This is a genomic window from Streptomyces sp. NPDC006516 (assembly GCF_040611875.1).
Lineage (GTDB): Bacteria > Actinomycetota > Actinomycetes > Streptomycetales > Streptomycetaceae > Streptomyces.
This window is the reverse complement of record NZ_JBEXPD010000001.1, coordinates 697809-716530: the sequence shown is the minus strand read 5'-3', so window position 1 is coordinate 716530 and position 18722 is coordinate 697809. Positions and strand designations below refer to the sequence as shown.

At 70.0% G+C, this 18722-nt stretch carries 16 protein-coding genes and 1 tRNA gene; 6 read left to right on the top strand and 11 right to left on the bottom strand.

Annotated elements, in window-relative coordinates; translation table 11 throughout:
- Positions 1-431 precede the first annotated feature (431 nt).
- Positions 432-506, bottom strand: a tRNA-Val gene (locus tag ABZY45_RS03110).
- A 208-nt stretch (positions 507-714) separates the two neighbouring features.
- Between ABZY45_RS03110 and ABZY45_RS03105 the strand changes: the two genes are divergently transcribed.
- The 4 genes from ABZY45_RS03105 (at position 715) to ABZY45_RS03090 (ending at position 4061) form a co-directional block, all read left to right on the top strand.
- Positions 715-1488 (top strand): DUF4097 family beta strand repeat-containing protein, encoded by a 774-nt coding sequence (locus tag ABZY45_RS03105; RefSeq protein WP_356735491.1) that lies wholly within the window; start codon positions 715-717, stop codon positions 1486-1488.
- Between the two features lie 70 nt (positions 1489-1558).
- The gene (locus ABZY45_RS03100; protein ID WP_356735489.1) at positions 1559-2926 is read left to right on the top strand and encodes a hypothetical protein; all 1368 of its coding nucleotides are present in this window, start codon (positions 1559-1561) and stop codon (positions 2924-2926) included.
- Positions 2927-3221: 295 nt separating this feature from the next.
- A complete protein-coding gene (locus ABZY45_RS03095) occupies positions 3222-3830 on the top strand; it encodes a DUF4383 domain-containing protein (protein ID WP_356735487.1) in 609 nt (202 codons plus the stop codon).
- Between the two features lie 9 nt (positions 3831-3839).
- Complete coding sequence (locus tag ABZY45_RS03090; RefSeq protein WP_356735485.1) at positions 3840-4061, top strand: zinc ribbon domain-containing protein; 222 nt, start codon at positions 3840-3842, stop codon at positions 4059-4061.
- Between the two features lie 115 nt (positions 4062-4176).
- On the opposite strand, the gene ABZY45_RS03085 is transcribed toward ABZY45_RS03090, so the two are convergent.
- The 4 genes from ABZY45_RS03085 to ABZY45_RS03070 all read right to left on the bottom strand — a co-directional run bounded on the left by ABZY45_RS03085 (position 4177) and on the right by ABZY45_RS03070 (position 9487).
- Positions 4177-4839 carry an O-methyltransferase gene (locus ABZY45_RS03085; protein WP_356735483.1) on the bottom strand — a complete coding sequence of 221 codons (663 nt, stop codon included), beginning with the start codon at positions 4837-4839 and terminating at the stop codon, positions 4177-4179.
- Positions 4840-4896: 57 nt separating this feature from the next.
- Positions 4897-5661, bottom strand: coding sequence for an HAD family hydrolase (locus tag ABZY45_RS03080; protein WP_356736566.1), 765 nt, complete (start codon positions 5659-5661; stop codon positions 4897-4899).
- An 89-nt stretch (positions 5662-5750) separates the two neighbouring features.
- Entirely contained in the window at positions 5751-8264 is a 2514-nt protein-coding gene (locus tag ABZY45_RS03075) for a phosphoribosyltransferase domain-containing protein (protein WP_356735481.1), read from the bottom strand.
- A gap of 62 nt (positions 8265-8326) precedes the next feature.
- Positions 8327-9487, bottom strand: a complete 1161-nt coding sequence (locus ABZY45_RS03070) for an HpcH/HpaI aldolase/citrate lyase family protein (protein ID WP_356735479.1) — start codon at positions 9485-9487, stop codon at positions 8327-8329.
- A 211-nt stretch (positions 9488-9698) separates the two neighbouring features.
- Here ABZY45_RS03070 and ABZY45_RS03065 point away from each other — a divergent pair, with 211 nt between their 5' ends.
- On the top strand, positions 9699-10574 hold the full coding sequence (locus ABZY45_RS03065; RefSeq protein ID WP_356735477.1) for a TerD family protein: 876 nt from the start codon (positions 9699-9701) through the stop codon (positions 10572-10574).
- Positions 10575-10607: 33 nt separating this feature from the next.
- On the opposite strand, the gene ABZY45_RS03060 is transcribed toward ABZY45_RS03065, so the two are convergent.
- From ABZY45_RS03060 to ABZY45_RS03035, 6 genes are all read right to left on the bottom strand, one after another.
- On the bottom strand, positions 10608-11342 hold the full coding sequence (locus ABZY45_RS03060; RefSeq protein WP_356735475.1) for a Tellurium resistance: 735 nt from the start codon (positions 11340-11342) through the stop codon (positions 10608-10610).
- 162 nt (positions 11343-11504) lie between these two features.
- On the bottom strand, positions 11505-12641 hold the full coding sequence (locus ABZY45_RS03055; RefSeq protein ID WP_356735473.1) for a DUF475 domain-containing protein: 1137 nt from the start codon (positions 12639-12641) through the stop codon (positions 11505-11507).
- A 70-nt stretch (positions 12642-12711) separates the two neighbouring features.
- Entirely contained in the window at positions 12712-13287 is a 576-nt protein-coding gene (locus ABZY45_RS03050) for a TerD family protein (protein ID WP_073747245.1), read from the bottom strand.
- Between the two features lie 152 nt (positions 13288-13439).
- On the bottom strand, positions 13440-14015 hold the full coding sequence (locus ABZY45_RS03045) for a TerD family protein (RefSeq protein ID WP_124276684.1): 576 nt from the start codon (positions 14013-14015) through the stop codon (positions 13440-13442).
- A 265-nt stretch (positions 14016-14280) separates the two neighbouring features.
- The gene (locus ABZY45_RS03040; RefSeq protein ID WP_356735470.1) at positions 14281-14739 is read right to left on the bottom strand and encodes a peroxiredoxin; all 459 of its coding nucleotides are present in this window, start codon (positions 14737-14739) and stop codon (positions 14281-14283) included.
- Between the two features lie 168 nt (positions 14740-14907).
- A complete protein-coding gene (locus ABZY45_RS03035) occupies positions 14908-15345 on the bottom strand; it encodes a DUF3052 domain-containing protein (protein WP_145801731.1) in 438 nt (145 codons plus the stop codon).
- Positions 15346-15826: 481 nt separating this feature from the next.
- Between ABZY45_RS03035 and aceE the strand changes: the two genes are divergently transcribed.
- A complete protein-coding gene (aceE, locus tag ABZY45_RS03030) occupies positions 15827-18568 on the top strand; it encodes a pyruvate dehydrogenase (acetyl-transferring), homodimeric type (RefSeq protein WP_356735468.1) in 2742 nt (913 codons plus the stop codon).
- The last annotated feature ends 154 nt before the right edge of the window (positions 18569-18722 follow it).

The following is an 18722-nucleotide window of genomic DNA, read 5'->3' as shown; positions in this document are numbered from 1 at the left end:
TTTGCGTTCGACCCCGGACAGGCCTGTCGGCAGATGCAGCCACCAGCGGCCTCCCGCCCACGCCACCGCACGCAGAAACTCCGGATCGGCGAGCGGCGATCGGTGACACGACCGCAAGAGCACCCCTGGGAACGCCGTCAGCGGACAACCTGGACGCCTGGTGCCGTGCCTGCCAGGGTCGACGGCAGACGGGCTGGGAGTTCTCCACCGCGTCGACCCACCGGCCGGCACCCTCGTACAGGGCCCCTCCATCCCGGAGCCTGAGCGCCGGTCCGGGCGACGGGCTGCGCGCGGCGCGCGGCGGGTGCCTTGGACCAGTAGGGAAAGTTTCCACTCATGCAACCCGGCGCGCGCCACTCTTGGCTCAAGAGACTGCCGTCACCAACTACCGTCAACGCCCCCGCAGCGGCTCGCTGCGGGGGCGTTCTGACTGGTGGGCGCGGACGGTTTCGAACCGCCGACATCTGCTTTGTAAGAGCAGCGCTCTACCCCTGAGCTACGCACCCGTGGATGAGGCAACAGGTTACATGGCCCACGGCCCCCCGCCGCAATCCGGTTGCCCGCCCACCGCGTCCCCGGACCGGAGCGTGTGCCGGAGTGGGGGTACGGGGGATATCCCCACCCCGGAGACGGTAGCCGTCCGGATCGTTCCGGGGGCGGGGCCGTACATACGGTGGAGCCACATCAGCGGCGCTCTCAGGGGGACTCGACATCATGACCATCCGTACTCGACGCACCGACGGGCTCCTCGCCGTCGGCGGGACCGTTCTTCTCGTCGCGGCGCTCAGTGGCTGTGGCGGTGCGAACGCGGAGGGTGCGCCCGTCGAGCGCAAGTCGTTCGCCTTCGACGGGAAGGCGCTCACCATCGACGCCGACAACTCGTCCCTCGATCTCGTGCCCGCCGATGTCGACCACATCGAGGTCACCCGTCAGGTCGACGGATGGGTCGTGCTGGGCAGTGGGCCCGACCCCGTGTGGAAGCTCGAAGGGGACAAGCTGACGCTCCACGTGCAGTGCCGGGCCATGATCAGCAACTGCGAGGCTCACCACGAGGTGAAGGTGCCCCGAGGGCTTCCGCTGACCGTGCGGGGGGACAACGGGAAGGTGACCGCCGCCGGCTTCGCCGCTCCGCTCAAGATCTCCGCCGACAACGGCGGGGTCGAGGTCCGCGACGTCTCCGGGCCGCTGGAGCTCGAGAGCGACAACGGGACGATCGAGGCGCAGCGCGTCTCGGGGACCTCCGTGATCGCGCGTGCGGACAACGGGTCGATCTCGCTCGGATTCACCACCGTGCCGGATCTCGTGGACACGGTCAGTGACAACGGGCGCATCTCCGTCACGCTGCCGGCCGGCAAGAGTACGTACGCGGTGTCGGCCGAGGCCGACAACGGTGACGTGCGTGTCGACGTGCCCCGCAGCGCCGGGAGCGGGCACGTGGTGAAGGCGCGCAGCGACAACGGGGAAGTCACCGTCCGAAGTGCGAACTAACGGGCCCGTGTGTTCGTCCTAACTGGTGGGAGAATGAACCGGGCAGGGCGGATCGGCACGGGAGAGGGATGTGACGGCGACACACACGCGGCCGCAGGCGAAAGCGAGTGTCCGTTGTGCCGTCAGGGACGCCCTGGTGCTGATGCTGCTGCCGGTGCCGCTGGTGGCCGCCGTGCTTCCGGTCGCCTTCGCCGGCGGTGGTACGCGCCGTTGGTTCGGGGGCCGTGGGGAGGGTCAGCGAGCCGACGCGCAGGCCGCGAAGGATGCCGCCGCCGAGGCGTTCTACGAGCTGGACACGGCGCAGCGCGATCTGCAGATCTCGATCGAGACGATCACGGCTGTGGACAGTTCTCCCCGTGCCCGCAAGGCGGCGGAGGACTTCGCGGCGCTGGGACGGCGTATCGACGAGGTCAGCCACGCCTACATCACCGCTGTCGACGCGCACGACCTCGACCGGGATGATCTGGAGCCGTCGGCCGCGGCCGGAGCGCGAACCCAGCTGACGCGGGCCAAGGACGATCTCGTACGGGTGAAGGGCGAGCTGGACCGGTTCGCCCAGGGGCTCGGGACGCTGCTCAACAGCGCGGAGACCCAGCTCGCGCGGCTCGCGCCCGCCGTGGAGCGGGCCCGTCAGGCGTTGCTGGCGGCGAGCAATGCCCTGGACGCCGTACGCGCCTCAGGGCTGCGGGCGGACGACCTCGCGGCCCGGCTGGCGGCGCTCGCCCCGGAGCTGACCAAGCTCAACCAGGGCGCCGGACGGCACGGCGTCGCCGAGACGCTGCAGCGCGCCGACCGGGTGCTACGGGACGCCGAGGCCGTGCGGACGGAAGCGGACCGGCTGCCCGAGCGGGCTTCCGAGATCGACCGCAGGCTGGTCTCGCTGCGCACCCGGGCCCAGGCGCTGACGACACGCGCGGGGCAGGTCGAGCCGGTCCTGAGTGAGCTGCGGAGGCGTTTCTCGGCCGCCTGCTGGCAGGATCTCCAGCCGGTGCCCGAACAGGCGGCCGTCAACATCCGGCAGGCCGAGGCGAAGCTGGCGGAGGCCGCCGAGGCGCGGACCGAGCAGCGCTGGGCCGACGCGACATCCCGGCTGAGTACGGTCCGGGCACTGCTCAACGCCACGGACGAGGCGGTGTCCGCCGCCGGTGACCGGCTGCGGCAGCTGGACGCGGTCGCCAGGAATCCACAGGCGGAGATCGACCGCACCCGTTTCGCGATCCGCGATGCCCAGCGCCTCGCCATGGCCGGGCGGAACACGCCCGATCCGCGCCACGCCCGCCCGCTGGACGAGTCGGTGGCGCGGCTGGACCGGGCGATCGCCGGGCTGGAAGGGCGCCATCCCGACTACTGGCACTTCCTGACCGAGACCGAGGCTGTGCGGCAGACGGTGACGCGAGTCGTCTCCGCCATCCGGGAGGAACTCGGCTCCGGCGCCTGACCGCCGCGTACGGCCGCCCCCTCGCCTGGTACATGGCCACGCCCCGTGCGGGCTGATTTGTCCCCGGCCTCCCCCGGGCCGATCCTGGAAGTACGCAGCGGCTTCGCGCCGAGGCGCCCCGGGCCGCACAAGCAGTCCCGACCCCGGGCCGCACGAGCAGTCCCGACCCCGGGCCGCACAAGCAGACCCGACCCCGGGCCGCACGAGCAGACCCGACCCCGGGGCCGTATCAGCGTCCCGCCCCCGGGCCGCACCAGCGGCCCGTCCTGGCCGTACGCGGCCGAAGGAGGCCGTCATGGCCCTACATGTCCTGCATCCCACCGGCCGCCGCCGCAAGACGGGCGAGGCCAAGGTTCCCCGGCTCGACGAGCACCTGCCCGTCGACCACCGGCTCAGCAAGGTCTACCGCGTGGGGGCCGGCCTGATGGGCCTGCTGCTCCTCGCCTTCGGCATCCTCGGGCTCGTCGACCGTATCGGCTTCTTCGACACCGGCGGCGACACCGTCGCGGGCCTCAACACCAACGGCGCCCTGAGCATCCTGTCCATCTGTGTCGGGTTGCTGCTCTTCGTCGGCATGGTCGTCGGCGGGAATTTCGCCTCCACCCTGAACATGGTCCTGGGGATCGCCTTCATCGTCAGCGGGTTCGTGAATCTGGCTCTGCTGGACAGCGACATGAACTTCCTGGCCTTCCACATGCAGAACGTGCTGTTCAGCTTCGTGGTCGGGCTGCTGCTGATGATGTTCGGCATGTACGGGAGGGTCAGCGGCGGGCTGCCGCACGACAATCCGTACTGGCGTGCCCGCCACCCCGAGCAGGTGGCGAGGGAGGAGCGCCGCCCGCACACCCCCATGCCCGAGGTGGCGAGAGGCAAGACGCCCTATCCGGCCGAGAAGAGGCTCTAATCTGGGGACATGCCTCGTTACGAGTACCGCTGCCGCTCCTGCGGCGAGACGTTCGAAGTCAGCCGCCCCATGGCCGAGTCCTCCGCGCCCGCATCCTGCCCCGCCGGGCACGAGGACACCGTGAAGCTGCTTTCCGCCGTGGCTGTGGGCGGCTCGGCCGCCTCCGGCGCTCCCGCACCGTCGTCAGGCGGCGGAGGCGGCGGGTGTTGCGGAGGCGGCTGCTGCGGCTGACCGCCCAGGCATGGGCTCAGGCATCAGCTCAGGCCCAGGACGCAGCGGAACGGCGCAAGCACCCGGCCCGACACAAGCACCCGGGCCGCACCCGCACCCACCTCCGCGCGACGGGTCAGGTCGTCCGGCGGGAGAGCGTCAGTCCGTCCGCCACGGTCAGCAGGACGCTCTCCATCCGGGGGTCGGCGGCCACGTGTTCGTTGAACGCCTTGACGGCCGCCGACGCCCCGGTGGCCGACGGGTCGACGACGCTCCCGTGGAAGAGGACGTTGTCGGTGACGACGAGCCCGCCGGGGCGCATGCGCGGAACCAGTTCTTCCCAGTACGGGATGTAGTTCTCCTTGTCCGCGTCCAGGTAGGCCATGTCGATGTGCGGTTCGGCCGGCATCGCGCGCAGGGTGTCCAGCGCGGGTGCGATCCGCAGGTCGATCCGGTCGGCGACCCCCGCCTTCTCCCAGGCCTCGCGGCCGTACGCCGTCCACTCCTCCGAGATGTCGCAGGCGATCAGCACCCCGTCCGAGGGCAGCGCCTGGGCCATGGAGAGTGCGGAGAAGCCGGTGAAGGTGCCGACCTCCACGATGTGCCGGGCCCCCGTCAGCCGGGCGAGGAAGGCCAGCAGCGGCCCCTGTTCCTCCGCGGACTGCATGCCCGCGCGGTCGGGGAGCCGCGCGTACGTCGTCTCGACGAGCTCGCGCTGCACGGGGTCCAGCGGCGGGTTGTGGGCGAGTACGTACGCGTACAGCTCTTCGGTGATCTTGGTGGTGTTGCCCTTGGTCACTGCGTCTCCTCGGGTCGCGGCGGCCCGCCCAGCCTCTCGGAGTTCGCCCGCCGACGCTCAGTGACCCGCCGGACGCGCGTCGGCGGCGCGCAGGAAGCGGCGCAGGATCTCCTCGCCGGCGGCGACGCCCCGCTCCCTCAGCACCTCGGTGTTGGGCGCCCCCCAGCCGCTGTCGGCGAGTTCTCCGTGCCCCGGGCGCCAGGCGCGGTCGGCGGCCACCAGCAGGTCGGCGTCCAGGAGCGAGTCCCCGGCGGCGAGCGTTCTGGTGGCGCCCGTGCGGCGGGCCACCTCGGCCATCGCCGCGCTCTTGGTGAGCGGCTTGGGCACGGCGTAGATCTTCCGGCCCTGGAGTGACACCGTCCAGCCCCTGGGGTCGGCCCAGGCCGCCAGTTCCTTCACCCAGCCCTCGGGCAGGGCGGCACGGTCGACGACGAGATAGGTGAAGAGGTCCTCGGCGACCCGTTCCTTCAGCAGCCAGGCGGGGTCTCCTGTGGCCAGGACGTGGGAACGGACCTGGTCGAGGGAGACGCATTCGTCGGCGATCCGGCGGACCACCCGCGCCTGCCAGTCCGGGTCGGAGACACCGTCGACGAGGATGTGCCCGCCGTTGGCGCAGATGGCGTACCGCGAGGCCGGGCCCGGCAGGTGGATGCGGCCGTACTGCTCCCGCGTCCGGGTGGTGGTCGGTACGAACACCGTCGTGCGGGCCAGCTCGTCGAGCAGGGCGGCGGCCGTCTCCGTCATGTAGCAGAGGGGTGCCCGGCCGTAGACCTCGACGCAGAGCAGCCGTGGGGCCTGCTCGTCCGGCATGGTCAGCTGCATGGACGCGGCCGAGTAGATCAGGGTGCGGTCCAGGTCGCTGGCGACCAGCGTCAGGGGGGCGTCCGCGGCTGTGGGGCTCGCTGCGTCGCTCACTTCGCCGTCACCGCCGTGCCGTCGGCGCCCGTGGCGCCGCGGGTGTACTTGGGGTGGATCAACCCGACGCAGGTGTAAGGGAGTTCCTCGACCTCCTCGACCGGTACACCGCGCTGCTCGGCGAGCAGCCGTACGTGGTCGAGGTCCGCTCCCGCTCCCCGCTTCGCCAGGATCTTCCAGGGGACGCGGCGCAGCAGCACACGGGTCGTCTCGCCGACGCCGGGCTTGACCAGGTTGACGTCGTGGATGCCGTACTCCTCGCTGATCCGCTCGACGGCGGCCCAGCCCTCCCAGGTGGGGGCGCGGTCCGCCGCGAGGAGTTCCTTGGCCTCGGCGTCCACGGCGTCGGCCACCTCGTCGAAGTGCGCGGCGACGGAGTCGATGAACAGACCCGAGACGTCCGAGCCGGCCAGTTCGCGGTAGAACTTGGCCCCGTGGAAGTCCTGCGGGCCGACCAGGTCGGAGCGCAGGACCGTACGGGAGATCAGCCCGGACACCGTGGAGTTGAGGCAGGCGGACGGGATGAGGAAGTCCTCGCGCGTCCCGTAGGTCCGTACGCAGCCGCCCGGGTCGGCCAGCACGGCGATCTCCGGGCTGAACCCTTCGAACTCCTCCAGTGCGGCGGCGAGTTCGCGGGTGATGGCGCCCTTGCCGGTCCAGCCGTCGACGAAGACGACGTCCGCCGGGTCGTGGTGGGCGGCCAGCCAGCGCAGGGCGTTGGCGTCGATGCCCCGGCCGCGGACGATGGAGACGGCGTAGTGCGGCAGGTCGAGTCCGTTCCGGTGCTGCGCCCAGCGGCGCATCAGGACGCCCACGGGGGTGCCGGCCCGGGCCAGGGAGACCAGGACGGGCCGGGGTCCCCGCTCCGCGATGATCGTCTCGGTGACCGTGCCGACGGCGCGGGCGATCCGGGCGGCGGAGGTCTCCAGGGCCGCCCGGAAGAGCTCCTGGTACTGCGGAGTGGGCTGGTACTCGACGGGCAGCGACTCGGCGTAGTGCGCGCCGCCGCTCTGGATGGCTTCCTCGCGCTCCTCGGTGGGCGCCTCCAGGGGTGTGTCCGAGAGGTCCTGGAGCAGCCAGCCGACGTCGTCCGCGGCGTAGGAGGAGAAGGCGGGGCCCCGGAGGGGTTCGGGCAGCATGGCGGCTTCCTGCCTGTCGGAGGTCGGCGACGGGGCCGTGCGGGTGGCCGGCGACGGGGCCGTGCGGGTGGCCGCGCCGGGGCTCGGCGTCCGGGCCGTGCCCACGGCGGCCGAGGGCACGTACGAGGGGACGACCGCGAGCAGGACCCGGTCGGTGTGCCCGGCGAGCCGGGCCAGCAGGCCGTCGGGGGCGTGCAGCGCTGGGGTGTCCGCCGCGGAGTCGACCACGGCGACCACCGCGTCGAAGCCGCCGCCGGCGACGTTGTAGGCGTACCGGTCGCCCGGGCCGTCGGCGGGGTCGTCGTGGGCGGGGAAGACGAGGCGGCTGCGTATCGCGTAGCCGGGGTCGTCGACGGCGAGCACGGGAGAGCGGGTGGTGGTGGAGTAACGCACCTCGGCGGTGGTGGCGTCCTCCAGCGCGGTGCCGAGCCGCAGCGGTGCGTACATCAGCTCCTCGAAGCCGAGGACGAGCACCCTGCGGGCGTCGCCCAGGGCGTCGGCGACACGGGCCGCCATGCCGGGCAGTGCGGCTTCGAGGGCCGCGCGGTGGACGGGCGTGAAGCCGTGGCGTCCGCCGTCGGGCACGCCGGCCGGCCAGTCGAGGGCGACACGGGCGGGGGCGCACCTCGGTGCCGGGGGCTCGGTCTCGGTGGCAGCCGCCTCGTGCGCGGCCACCAGGCTCCGGCCCTTCTCCAGGACCCCGTCCGGCAGGAGCACGGCGCCCCGGGCGCGGGCCACCAGGTCGACCCGGGCGCCGATCTCCTCGGCGAACGCGGCGAGCCGCCGCCGGTCGTCCGCGGACCGCATGTCCACGAGGGCCACGATGACGTACCGGTCCCTGGGATAGCGCGCGTGGAGGGCCCGGACGGTGTTGAGCACGGTGTTGCCGGTGGAGAACTCGTCGTCGACCAGAACCAGCGGCCCGCCCTCCTCGGTGGTCCTCAGCAGGTCCGGGTCCTCGGGCAGCAGCAGATGGGAGGTGGCGTGCGAGTGCGACTCCTCGAAACCGCCCGCCTGGGCCACGCCCTCGACGGGCCGGCGGGTCGAGTGGAGGTACGGGGCCACTCCGAGCCCGTCCGCGACGGCGTGGCCGAGCCCCGTGGCCGTTTCCGCGTATCCGAGGACGACGGCGCGGGCGGCGTCCGCCTCGCCCAGCAGGTGCCGCACCCGCTCGCCGAGCTCGCGGCCCGCCGCGTGGACGACGGAGGGCCTCTGGGGCACGTGCTTGCCCAGGACGTTCGACACGAGCAGATGAGCCCGCTTCGGGTTGCGGCGCAGGGCGAGGCCCAGCAGCTCCCGGATCTCCCCGTCACCGGTGAGCTCGACCCCGAGCCGCTCCGCGACCCAGTTACCCGACCACTCCACGTCCACTGCTTCTTCTTCCCGCTCGGCTTCCGGTATGTGCCCGGCCGGCTGCCCGGCCGTGTTCGCGCTCAGTCGGTCCCGCCCGCGGCCAGCAGCTCCACGAAGCCGACGTCCTCCCGTGCCACGCCGAAGACCTCGGCACGCTGGAGGGTCCGTTCGGCCCAGGCGCGGTGCGGCTTCACCTCGTTCATCTTGTTCGTGTACGCGGAGCGGAGCACCCCGCCGCCGCCCCGTTCCGGTCGCAGGATGTCCTGGGCGTCGCTGTACTCCTCTCGGCTGACAACCGAAAGGGCGTGCACGGGAAGGACGTGGGACGGGTGGATGCACGTCTTGCCGAGGAGGCCGTTGGCCCGGTCGAGCTCGATCTCGCGCAGCAGTCCGTCGAGGTCGTGCTCGATGAGGGTGGTGCGCAGTGCCTCGGCCTGGCCCATGAAGGGGCTGCGGCGCAGCTGGGGCTTGAACATCCGCTCCTGGAGGCGGAAGTACTCCCAGACGGGTCCGGTGATGGTGAAGCCGGTGCCGTCCGCCCGGCCCAGCACGTTGACGACGTCCCCGATGACGGCACCGACGATCTGGACGTCGTACGCCGTCATGTCGGGTGCCCGGCGCAGACCGTAGGCGGAGCAGAAGTCCGTGACACCGAGGCGGAGCGCGAGGACCCGCTCGCGGTACTTGTCGACGGTCCGGGCGATCCCCCTGAGCGTCTCGCCCCGGGTCTCCAGGTGCAGCAGCTCGGGGGATTCCAGGACGGGCATCGCGAACAGCCGGTGTCCGCTGTCCGATTCGGCGGCGGTGAGGGCTTCCAGGAACAGCTCTCCACGCTCTTCGGTGAATTTGGGAAGTACGAATCCGGACAACAATCGGACGGAGCTTCCGAGACGCCGGACGAGGTCGGAAATCTGCTCCGGCTCACGGACCCTGATGAAAAGCAGCGGCACGTCGGTGACCCGCGCCTCCAGTTCGGCGAACTGCCGGACCAGGTTGGCCTCGGCTCCGACCACTTCCGCGTCGTCGATCGAATCCTCCAGGCAGAGCACCATGGAGACGACTCCCCGCCCGGCCTGCTTGATCACGTCGTCCGCCAGCCTGGGCCGGGTCGCGGGGCTGTAGAGGGTGGCGCCGAGCGCCGCCGAAAGGGTCTGGGAGGAGGAACCCGCGCTGAATTCGCACGGCTCCCTGAAGAACAAGCCCTCCCGGACAGCGGGCGAGATGTGCCCGAAATGACGCATGTGATTCCCCCGTACTGCCTGGTGGACCGGACAACGTATGGCCGGTAATAGTACGTTCGGACAGGTGTCGTGAGTTCCCCAGCCGCATGAACTTCGGGTAACCCCGGCGTATCTCACATACCGCGCGGCGCGCCTGCGTACCCCGCGGGAACACGTCCTGGCCTACTGGTTCGTACCCCCGCGTTGTCCGGGTGCCCCACCAGCAGGCAGGATGACCGCCATGACGCACGCGATGCTGAAGGGCTCGAACGTCCCTCTCGACGCCATGGCCGTACGGGCCGTGCTGCGCTGGACCCCGGGCGCCGGGGTCCCGGATGTGGACGCCTCCGCCCTGCTGATCGGCGCCTCCGGACGGGTGCGTTCGGACGAGGACTTCGTCTTCTACAACCAGCCCCGCCATCCCTCGGGTCTCGTGCGCCGGCTTCCCAAGCGCAGCGCCCCGGAGGGCCTCACGGACACGATCGAGGCGGATCTCGCCGCGCTCGACCCGTCCGTGGACCAGGTGGTCATCGCCGCGTCCTGCGACGAAGAGGCGTTCGAGCGGGTGCGGGACCTGCGGATATCGCTGTACGACGCCGCGTCGGCGGACGGCGAGCCGCTCGCGGTCTTCGACGTGCGGGCGGAGACCGGCGAGGAGACGGCGATCATCTGCGGCGAGCTGTACCGGCGCGGCGACGGCTGGAAGTTCCGCGCGGTCGGCCAGGGCTACCCGACGGGCCTCGTCGGCCTGGCCACCGCCTTCGGTATCTCGGTGGACGAGGCGGAGGCGGCCTCCGAGCCCGGCCCGCCGGCCGTGCCCGCGCCGGACGCCCAGCCGTCCTTCCCGCCTGCGGCTCCCGCGCCCGACAGTCAGGCCACGGTCCAGCACCAGCAGCCCTCGTACGGCTACCCGCAGCCGTCTGCGGCTCCCGCCCCCGCCTACGGCTACCCACAGCCCGCCGGGGTCGCCCAGCCCGCCTACGGCTACCCTCAGCCCGCCGCGGACCGGCCCGCCTACGGTTACCCGCAGCCCGCCGCCTCGGCGGCGCCGGCCGCCGACCCGAATTTCGTGCTCCCCCCGCAGGGCCCGCAGTTCCTCCGGTCCTGAACCGGAGGCGCGGCGGGCCTTCACGGCACGCACTCAGGCCCGCGTCTTGTAGCCGCGTCCCCACTGCATGCCGAAGCCGTACATCCGGTCCAGTTCCGACTGGAAGCCGTACACGAACTTCACCTCGCGCCGCACGACCAGCTCGCCCTTGGTGTTGTCCACCGTGAACACCGCGCAGGAGCGGGCCTGCGGGGCCCGCTCGTCCAGCTCGATCTCGATGCGCGGGCCGTTGCCCGGATAGAGCGTCACCTTGGCGTGCGTACGGTCGAAGGCAGGGGTCTGGTCGTAGATGTACACGAAGAAGAGCAGGCGCTTGATCTCGTCCCGGTGGTCGAGGTTCACGTAGACCGTCTCGCCGGATGGTGCCCCGAACCGGTCGTCACCGCTCAGCCGGATGTACGGCGGCCCCTGAAGGTCGCCGATCAGGTTGCCCAGCGGCTGCACGACACCCTTGGTGCCGTCCTTCAGTTCGTACATGCAGCCCAGGTCGAGGTCGACGTTGACCATGCCCTGGGTGTGCGCCTGCACGACGTCGGGCTGGAAGAGCTTCAGCGGACGCAGCAGCCTGCCGCTCTGCCGCGACCTGCCCCCGATGTCCGACGTGCGCATCCGCCACGACAGGTTGACGCGCAGATTGCCCGACAGCGCGCCCTGCTTGCTCAGCGAGACCGTCGCGTTGCGCCGGGAGAGCACGATGGAGCTCGTCGCGGAGTTACCCGACTCGAACTGTGCCGCCCGCCCCGCGAACAGGCCGTCCCAGAAGGCCATCCCAACCCCCACATGTATCCGGTAGTACCGCCCGACCCCACCTGCGGCTCACATGCCACGCACGTCACTGCGGGGCGGCCACCGGGCCGGGTCCGGGTGTTCCCGGAGAACCGCCGCCGTGGGCCGCCCCGCAGAGAGAGCGTTCCCTCAATCCCTACCGGGTCACACCCCGGAGGAGACTTCCGCCTTGGAATCGGAGCCGCCGGCCGCCGCGATCGCCTTGTTGCGGCGCACCGAGGACCAGAAGGACCAGCCGATGAGGATGACCCCGACGGAACCGGTGATGAGCTCGTTGATCTCGTACTGGATGGTGACGATGAGGATGACCGCCAGGGCGCCGATCGCGTAGTGCGCGCCGTGCTCCAGGTAGACGTAGTCGTCCAGGGTGCCCTGGCGGACCAGGTACACCGTGAGCGAACGGACGTACATGGCGCCGATACCGAGGCCGAGGGCCATCAGCACGATCTCGTTGGTGATGGCGAAGGCACCGATGACGCCGTCGAACGAGAAGGAGGCGTCCAGGACCTCGAGGTAGAGGAACATGAAGAACGCGGCCTTGCCCGCGAGGAGCACGGGGGAGGCCTGCTTGCCGCTCTTCCTGGCCTGCTCCTCGGCCTCGTGCTCGCGCTCTTCCTCCTCCTCGAGCTTGTTCTCGAAGAAACCGGAGAGACCGCCGACCACGAGGTAGGTGATCAGACCGGCGATGCCGGAGAGCATCACGGTCGAAGACTTGTCGGCGTGCCCGCCACCGTGCTGGTGGGCGTGGGTCGCGACGGTCATGGCGGCGACCAGCAGGACGATCAGGGCGACACAGACCGACAGCATGTCGACCTTGCCGAGCTTGGCGAGCGGGCGCTCGATCCAGCGCAGCCACTGGATGTCCCGGTCCTCGAAGATGAAGTCGAGGAAGATCATGAGCAGGAACATGCCACCGAAGGCGGCGATGGACGGGTGGGCGTCCGTCACCAGTTCCTTGTACCGGTCAGGGTCGTTGAAGGAGAGGTCGATCGCCTCGATCGGCCCCAGTTGGGCGCTGATGGCCACGATCACGACGGGGAAGACCAGTCGCATACCGAAGACCGCGATGAGCACGCCGATGGTGAGGAAGATCTTCTGCCAGAAGGCACTCATCTTCTTCAGGATCCCGGCGTTGATCACCGCGTTGTCGAAGGACAGCGAGATCTCCAGGACCGACAGGATCGCGACGACGCCGAATGCCTGCCACCCCCCGTAGAACACCGCTGCGACCAGACCGATCGCGGTGACCGCGAACGACCAGCCGAAGGTTTTCAGAACCACTGGCTACCCCATCATGTAAGTAACGGGTCTCCCCCGTCGAGTACGGGGCTCCCCCGCGCCGTGCGCGGCTTTACGAAACGTTGACCCCGAAGTCTAGAGCGATGCCCCGGAGCCCTGACGCGTACCCCTGCCCCACCGCACGGAATTTCCACTCCCCGCCGTAGCGGTACAGCTCACCGAAGATCATCGCCGTCTCCGTCGACGCGTCCTCGCTGAGGTCGTAGCGCGCCAGCTCCTGGCCGTCCGCCTGGTTGACCACGCGGATGAAGGCATTGCTGACCTGACCGAATGTCTGCCCACGATTGTCGGCTTCATGGATCGAGACGGGGAAAAGAATCTTGTCGCAGTGCGCGGGCACCTGCGTGAGGTTCACGATGACGGACTCGTCGTCGCCGTCACCCTCACCCGTGAGGTTGTCGCCGGTGTGCTCGACGGAACCGTCGGGGCTGGTGAGGTTGTTGTAGAACACGAACCACTCGTCGCCGAGCACCCGGCCCGACTGGCACAGCAGCGCGCTGGCGTCGAGGTCGAAATCGGCTCCCGTCGTGGATCGTGCGTCCCAGCCGAGCCCGACCAGCACCTGCGTGAGATTGGGTGCGGCCTTGGAGAGGGAGACATTGCCTCCCTTGGCGAGCGTGACGCCCATGGTGTGTCCTCCCCGAGTCTGTGGACGGTCTTTCCTGCCGGCACGGCGCCTTCCGGACGTGGGACGCCCTGCCGAGCGCGTCCGGCGCCGCACAGGGTGCGGCGCCGGACGCGGTGGAACTGCGGGTGTCCGGAGAATCCCCCCGAACCGGCTCAGACGTTGACGCCGAAGTCCTGCGCGATGCCGCGCAGACCCGAGGCATACCCCTGGCCGATGGCCCGGAACTTCCACTCCGCGCCGTTGCGGTACAGCTCGCCGAAGACCATGGCGGTCTCCGTCGAGGCGTCCTCGCTCAGGTCGTAGCGCGCGAGCTCGCTGTTGTCCGCCTGGTTGACCACGCGGATGTACGCGTTGCGCACCTGGCCGAAGCTCTGCTGACGGCTCTCGGCCTCGTAGATCGAGACCGGGAAGACGATCTTGTCGACGTCGGCCGGGACACCGGCGAGGTTCACCTTGATGACCTCGTCGTCGCCCTCGCCCTCACCGGTGAGGTTGTCACCGGTGTGCTCGACCGAGCCGTCGGGGCTCTTGAGGTTGTTGAAGAAGACGAAATTCCCGTCGCTTCCGACCTTGCCCTCGGCGTTCGTCAGCAGCGCGCTGGCGTCGAGGTCGAAGTCACCGCCGGTGGTCGTACGGGCATCCCAGCCCAGACCGACGATGACCGCCGTCAGGTTCGGCGCGGCCTTGGTCAGCGAGACGTTGCCGCCCTTGCTGAGGCTGACTCCCACGAGTCCTCCAAAAGTTTTGCGAGGGCCGGCAGACACCAGCGCCCCCGTCGTGCGATGGCATCGGATCAACGATTGGATCCTAGTGACCGGTTCCCTGCCAAAACAGGCTTTTGGCAGGCAACCGCCGGGGGGATCCCCGCATCCGGTGGCCCACAAACCCCGGAATCACCGGTTCACCGGCCTGCGGGACTCCGGACCGGTCCTACGGGTCCACCGCCCACGGGCCCCGGACCGGTCCGGGGCCCGTGGGCGGGCGGTGTCCGGCTCAGATCGAGCTGAGCGCCTTGACGTAGTCGTTCAGGTCACGCGCGTCCGGCAGACCGTTGACGACGGTCCAGCGGACGACGCCCTCCTTGTCGATGATGAAGGTGCCGCGAACCGCGCAGCCCTTGTCCTCGTCGAAGACGCCGTACGCCCGCGAGGTCGCGCCGTGCGGCCAGAAGTCCGAGAGCAGCGGGTATTCGAGGCCCTCCTGCTCGGCGAAGACGCGCAGGGTGTGGATCGAGTCGTTGGACACCGCGAGCAGCTGCGTGTCGTCGTTCTCGAACTGCGGCAGCTCGTCACGGAGCGCGCAGAGCTCCCCCGTGCAGACGCCGGTGAAGGCGAAGGGGTAGAAGAGCAGGACGACGTTCTTCTCGCCGCGGAAGTCGGACAGCTTCACGGTCCGTCCGTGGTTGTCCTTCAGCTCGAAATCCGGAGCCTTCGTGCCGACCTCGATCGCCATGTGGAACGCGTCCCTTCGCAGACTTCATCACTTCCCGGCCTGGGCCGTCCGGGTGACACCCACCCTACGCAGCAGCCCGCGGAAAGCCCGGGCAGGCCCGTCCCGGCGCATACGAAGGCCCCCGGACGGTGCGATGCCGTCCGGGGGCCCCGGTGGTGTCGGAAGTGCTCAGCGCTTGGACTTGGCTCCCTTGGGAGTGACCAGACGGCTGCCCGTCCAGTCCTTGCCCGCGCTGATGCTCTTGGTCTGGGCAAGACCCGCTGTCTGGGCGGCCTCGTTGATGTCGCTCGGCTCGACGTATCCGTCCCGGCCGGTCTTGGGCGTCAGCAGCCAGACGGCGCCACCGTCCTCGATCAGACCAATGGCATCCACCAGCGCGTCCGTAAGGTCGCCGTCCTCGTCCCGGAACCAGAGCAGGACGACGTCAGCGACGTCGTCGTAGTCCTCGTCGACGAGATCCTGGCCGATTGTGGCCTCAATGCCCTCACGGAGCTCCTGCTCGACGTCGTCGTCGTAGCCGATCTCCTGGACCACCTGTCCGGGTTCGAACCCAAGCCTCGCGGCCGTGTTGGTCCGTTCCTCCGCGTGGTCCGCGGTCGCGCTCACGGGTTGCCTCCTGATCATGTTTCGGAAAATGCTTCAGCCACGCGCGTGCGCGGGGCATTGGCCGTAGTCCACACGGGCTCGGCGAATCGCGCAAGTACCCGGCGTCCGAGACCGCCTAAACGGTGACGTTCCCTGCCACGTCGCCGCAACTTCCGGCATGTCTCCTGCGGGGCCGGGAATGGTGTCCGGACCCTTTACGTCCTTCCTCAGCTTATGCCGTTTCGCTCCGCCATTCGGATTCGAACGGCCTTTGGGAACGCTTGGCCGGGTTGGGCGTATGGTTGCGGTTTGGGCAGGACCGCCCTCGCACCGTCGATACTCGCGCCCGGACACGTCGTCCGGGAAGCTTGTGTTACCCCACAGTAGAGATGACGTTTAGGTCCTCGCGGTACACGATGGTGGCGGCGTACATGCGGCCACGCGGGGGTACGTTCCCCGCAACCAGGCCCCGAAGAGCACCACCGAACAGCGAAGGAACAGCGTGGCTTCCGGATCCGATCGCAACCCGATCATCATTGGCGGCCTTCCGAGCCAGGTCCCGGACTTCGATCCTGAAGAGACCCAGGAATGGCTCGACTCCCTCGACGCCGCCGTCGACGAGCGCGGCCGTGAGCGGGCCCGCTACCTGATGCTCCGGCTCATCGAGCGTGCGCGCGAGAAGCGCGTCGCCGTGCCGGAGATGCGCAGCACCGACTACGTGAACACGATCGCCACGAAGGACGAGCCGTTCTTCCCCGGCGACGAGGAGATCGAGCGCAAGGTCCTCAACGCGACCCGGTGGAACGCCGCGGTGATGGTCTCCCGCGCCCAGCGCCCCGGGATCGGGGTCGGCGGCCACATCGCCACCTTCGCCTCCTCCGCCTCCCTGTACGACGTGGGCTTCAACCACTTCTTCCGGGGCAAGGACGACGGCCGGGGCGGCGACCAGATCTTCTTCCAGGGTCACGCCTCCCCGGGCATCTACGCCCGCGCCTTCCTGCTCGACCGGCTGAGCGAGGCCCAGCTGGACGGCTTCCGCCAGGAGAAGTCGAAGGCGGGGCACGCGCTGTCCAGCTACCCGCACCCGCGGTCGATGCCGGACTTCTGGGAGTTCCCGACGGTCTCGATGGGCCTCGGCCCGCTCGGCGCGATCTACCAGGCGCGGATGAACCGCTACATGGAGGCGCGCGGCATCGCGGACACCTCCGGCTCACACGTCTGGGCCTATCTCGGCGACGGCGAGATGGACGAGCCCGAGTCGCTCGGCCAGCTCTCCATCGCCGCCCGTGAGGGGCTGGACAACCTCACCTTCGTGGTCAACTGCAACCTCCAGCGCCTGGACGGCCCGGTCCGCGGCAACGGCAAGATCATCCAGGAGCTGGAGTCCCAGTTCAGGGGTGCCGGCTGGAATGTCATCAAGCTGGTCTGGGACCGCACCTGGGACCCGCTGCTCGCGCAGGACCGCACGGGCATCCTGGTGAACAAGCTGAACACCACCCCGGACGGCCAGTTCCAGACGTACGCCACCGAGACCGGTGCGTACATCCGTGAGCACTTCTTCGGCGACGACCCGCGGCTGCGCGACATGGTCAAGGACATGTCCGACGACCAGATCCTGCACCTGGGGCGCGGCGGCCACGACCACCGCAAGGTCTACGCGGCGTACGCGGCGGCCAAGGCCCACAAGGGCCAGCCGACGGTGATCCTGGCGCAGACGGTCAAGGGCTGGACGCTCGGGCCGAACTTCGAGGGCCGCAACGCGACCCACCAGATGAAGAAGCTCACGGCTGACGATCTGAAGCGTTTCCGGGACCGGCTGCACATCCCGATCGCGGACAAGGAGCTGGAGGACGGCAACCCGCCGTACTACCACCCGGGCCGCGACTCGGAAGAGATCCAGTACATGCACGACCGCCGCAAGGGGCTGGGCGGTTACGTCCCGACGCGTGTGGTGCGGGCCAAGGCGCTGCCCCTTCCTGATGACAAGGCGTACGCGACCGCGAAGAAGGGTTCGGGTCAGCAGTCGATCGCCACGACCATGGCGTTCGTCCGCATCCTGAAGGACCTCATGCGGGACAAGGAGATCGGCAAGCGTTTCGTGCTGATCGCCCCCGACGAGTACCGCACCTTCGGCATGGACGCCTTCTTCCCGAGTGCGAAGATCTACAACCCCCTCGGCCAGCAGTACGAGTCGGTGGACCGCGAGCTCCTGCTCGCCTACAAGGAGTCGCCGACCGGTCAGATGCTGCACGACGGCATCTCCGAGGCCGGGTGCACGGCTTCGCTGATCGCGGCGGGCTCGGCGTACGCCACGCACGGCGAGCCGCTGATCCCGGTCTATGTCTTCTACTCGATGTTCGGTTTCCAGCGCACCGGTGACCAGTTCTGGCAGATGGCCGACCAGCTCTCGCGCGGTTTCGTGCTGGGTGCGACCGCCGGTCGCACGACTCTGACCGGTGAGGGTCTCCAGCACGCGGACGGGCACTCGCAGCTGCTCGCGTCGACGAACCCGGCGTGCGTCTCCTACGACCCGGCGTTCGGGTACGAGATCGCGCACATCGTCAAGGACGGTCTGCGCCGGATGTACGGCGGGGCCCCCGAGGAGAACGAGGACGTCTTCTACTACCTCACCGTCTACAACGAGCCGATCCAGCACCCGGCCGAGCCGGCAGATGTGGACGTCGAGGGCATCCTCAAGGGTGTGCACCGCTACCGCGCGGGCGAGAAGGGCCAGATCCCGGCCCAGATCCTCGCCTCCGGCGTGGCGGTCCCGTGGGCGGTCGAGGCCCAGCAGATCCTCGCCGACGAGTGGAACGTGAAGGCGGACGTCTGGTCGGCGACCTCCTGGAACGAGCTGCGCCGTGAGGCCGTGGAGGTGGAGCGGCACAACCTGCTCCACCCGGAGGAGGAGCAGCGCGTCCCGTACGTGACGCAGAAGCTCTCCGGTTCCGAGGGCCCGTTCGTGGCGGTATCGGACTGGATGCGTTCCGTGCCGGACCAGATCGCGCGCTGGGTGCCCGGCGCCTATCAGTCGCTGGGCGCGGACGGCTTCGGTTTCGCCGACACCCGGGGCGCGGCACGCCGGTACTTCCACATCGACGCGCAGTCGATCGTGCTGGCGGTGCTGACCGAGCTGGCCAAGGAGGGCAAGATCGACCGGTCGGCCCTGAAGACTGCGCTCGACCGCTACGAGCTCCTGGACGTGGCCGCCGCGGGCCCCGGCCCGGCCGGCGGTGACGCGTAAGGGACGCACGGTCCCGGAAGAAGGGCGGCGGGGCATCTGGCCCCGCCGCCCTTCGGCGTGCAACGTCCCGGTGGGACGGAGGCACCCCCGGCGCGGCGAACGCAGGGCAGGGCAGGAGCACGCCCGCGCGGCGAGCGCAGGCGGGTGCCCCGGC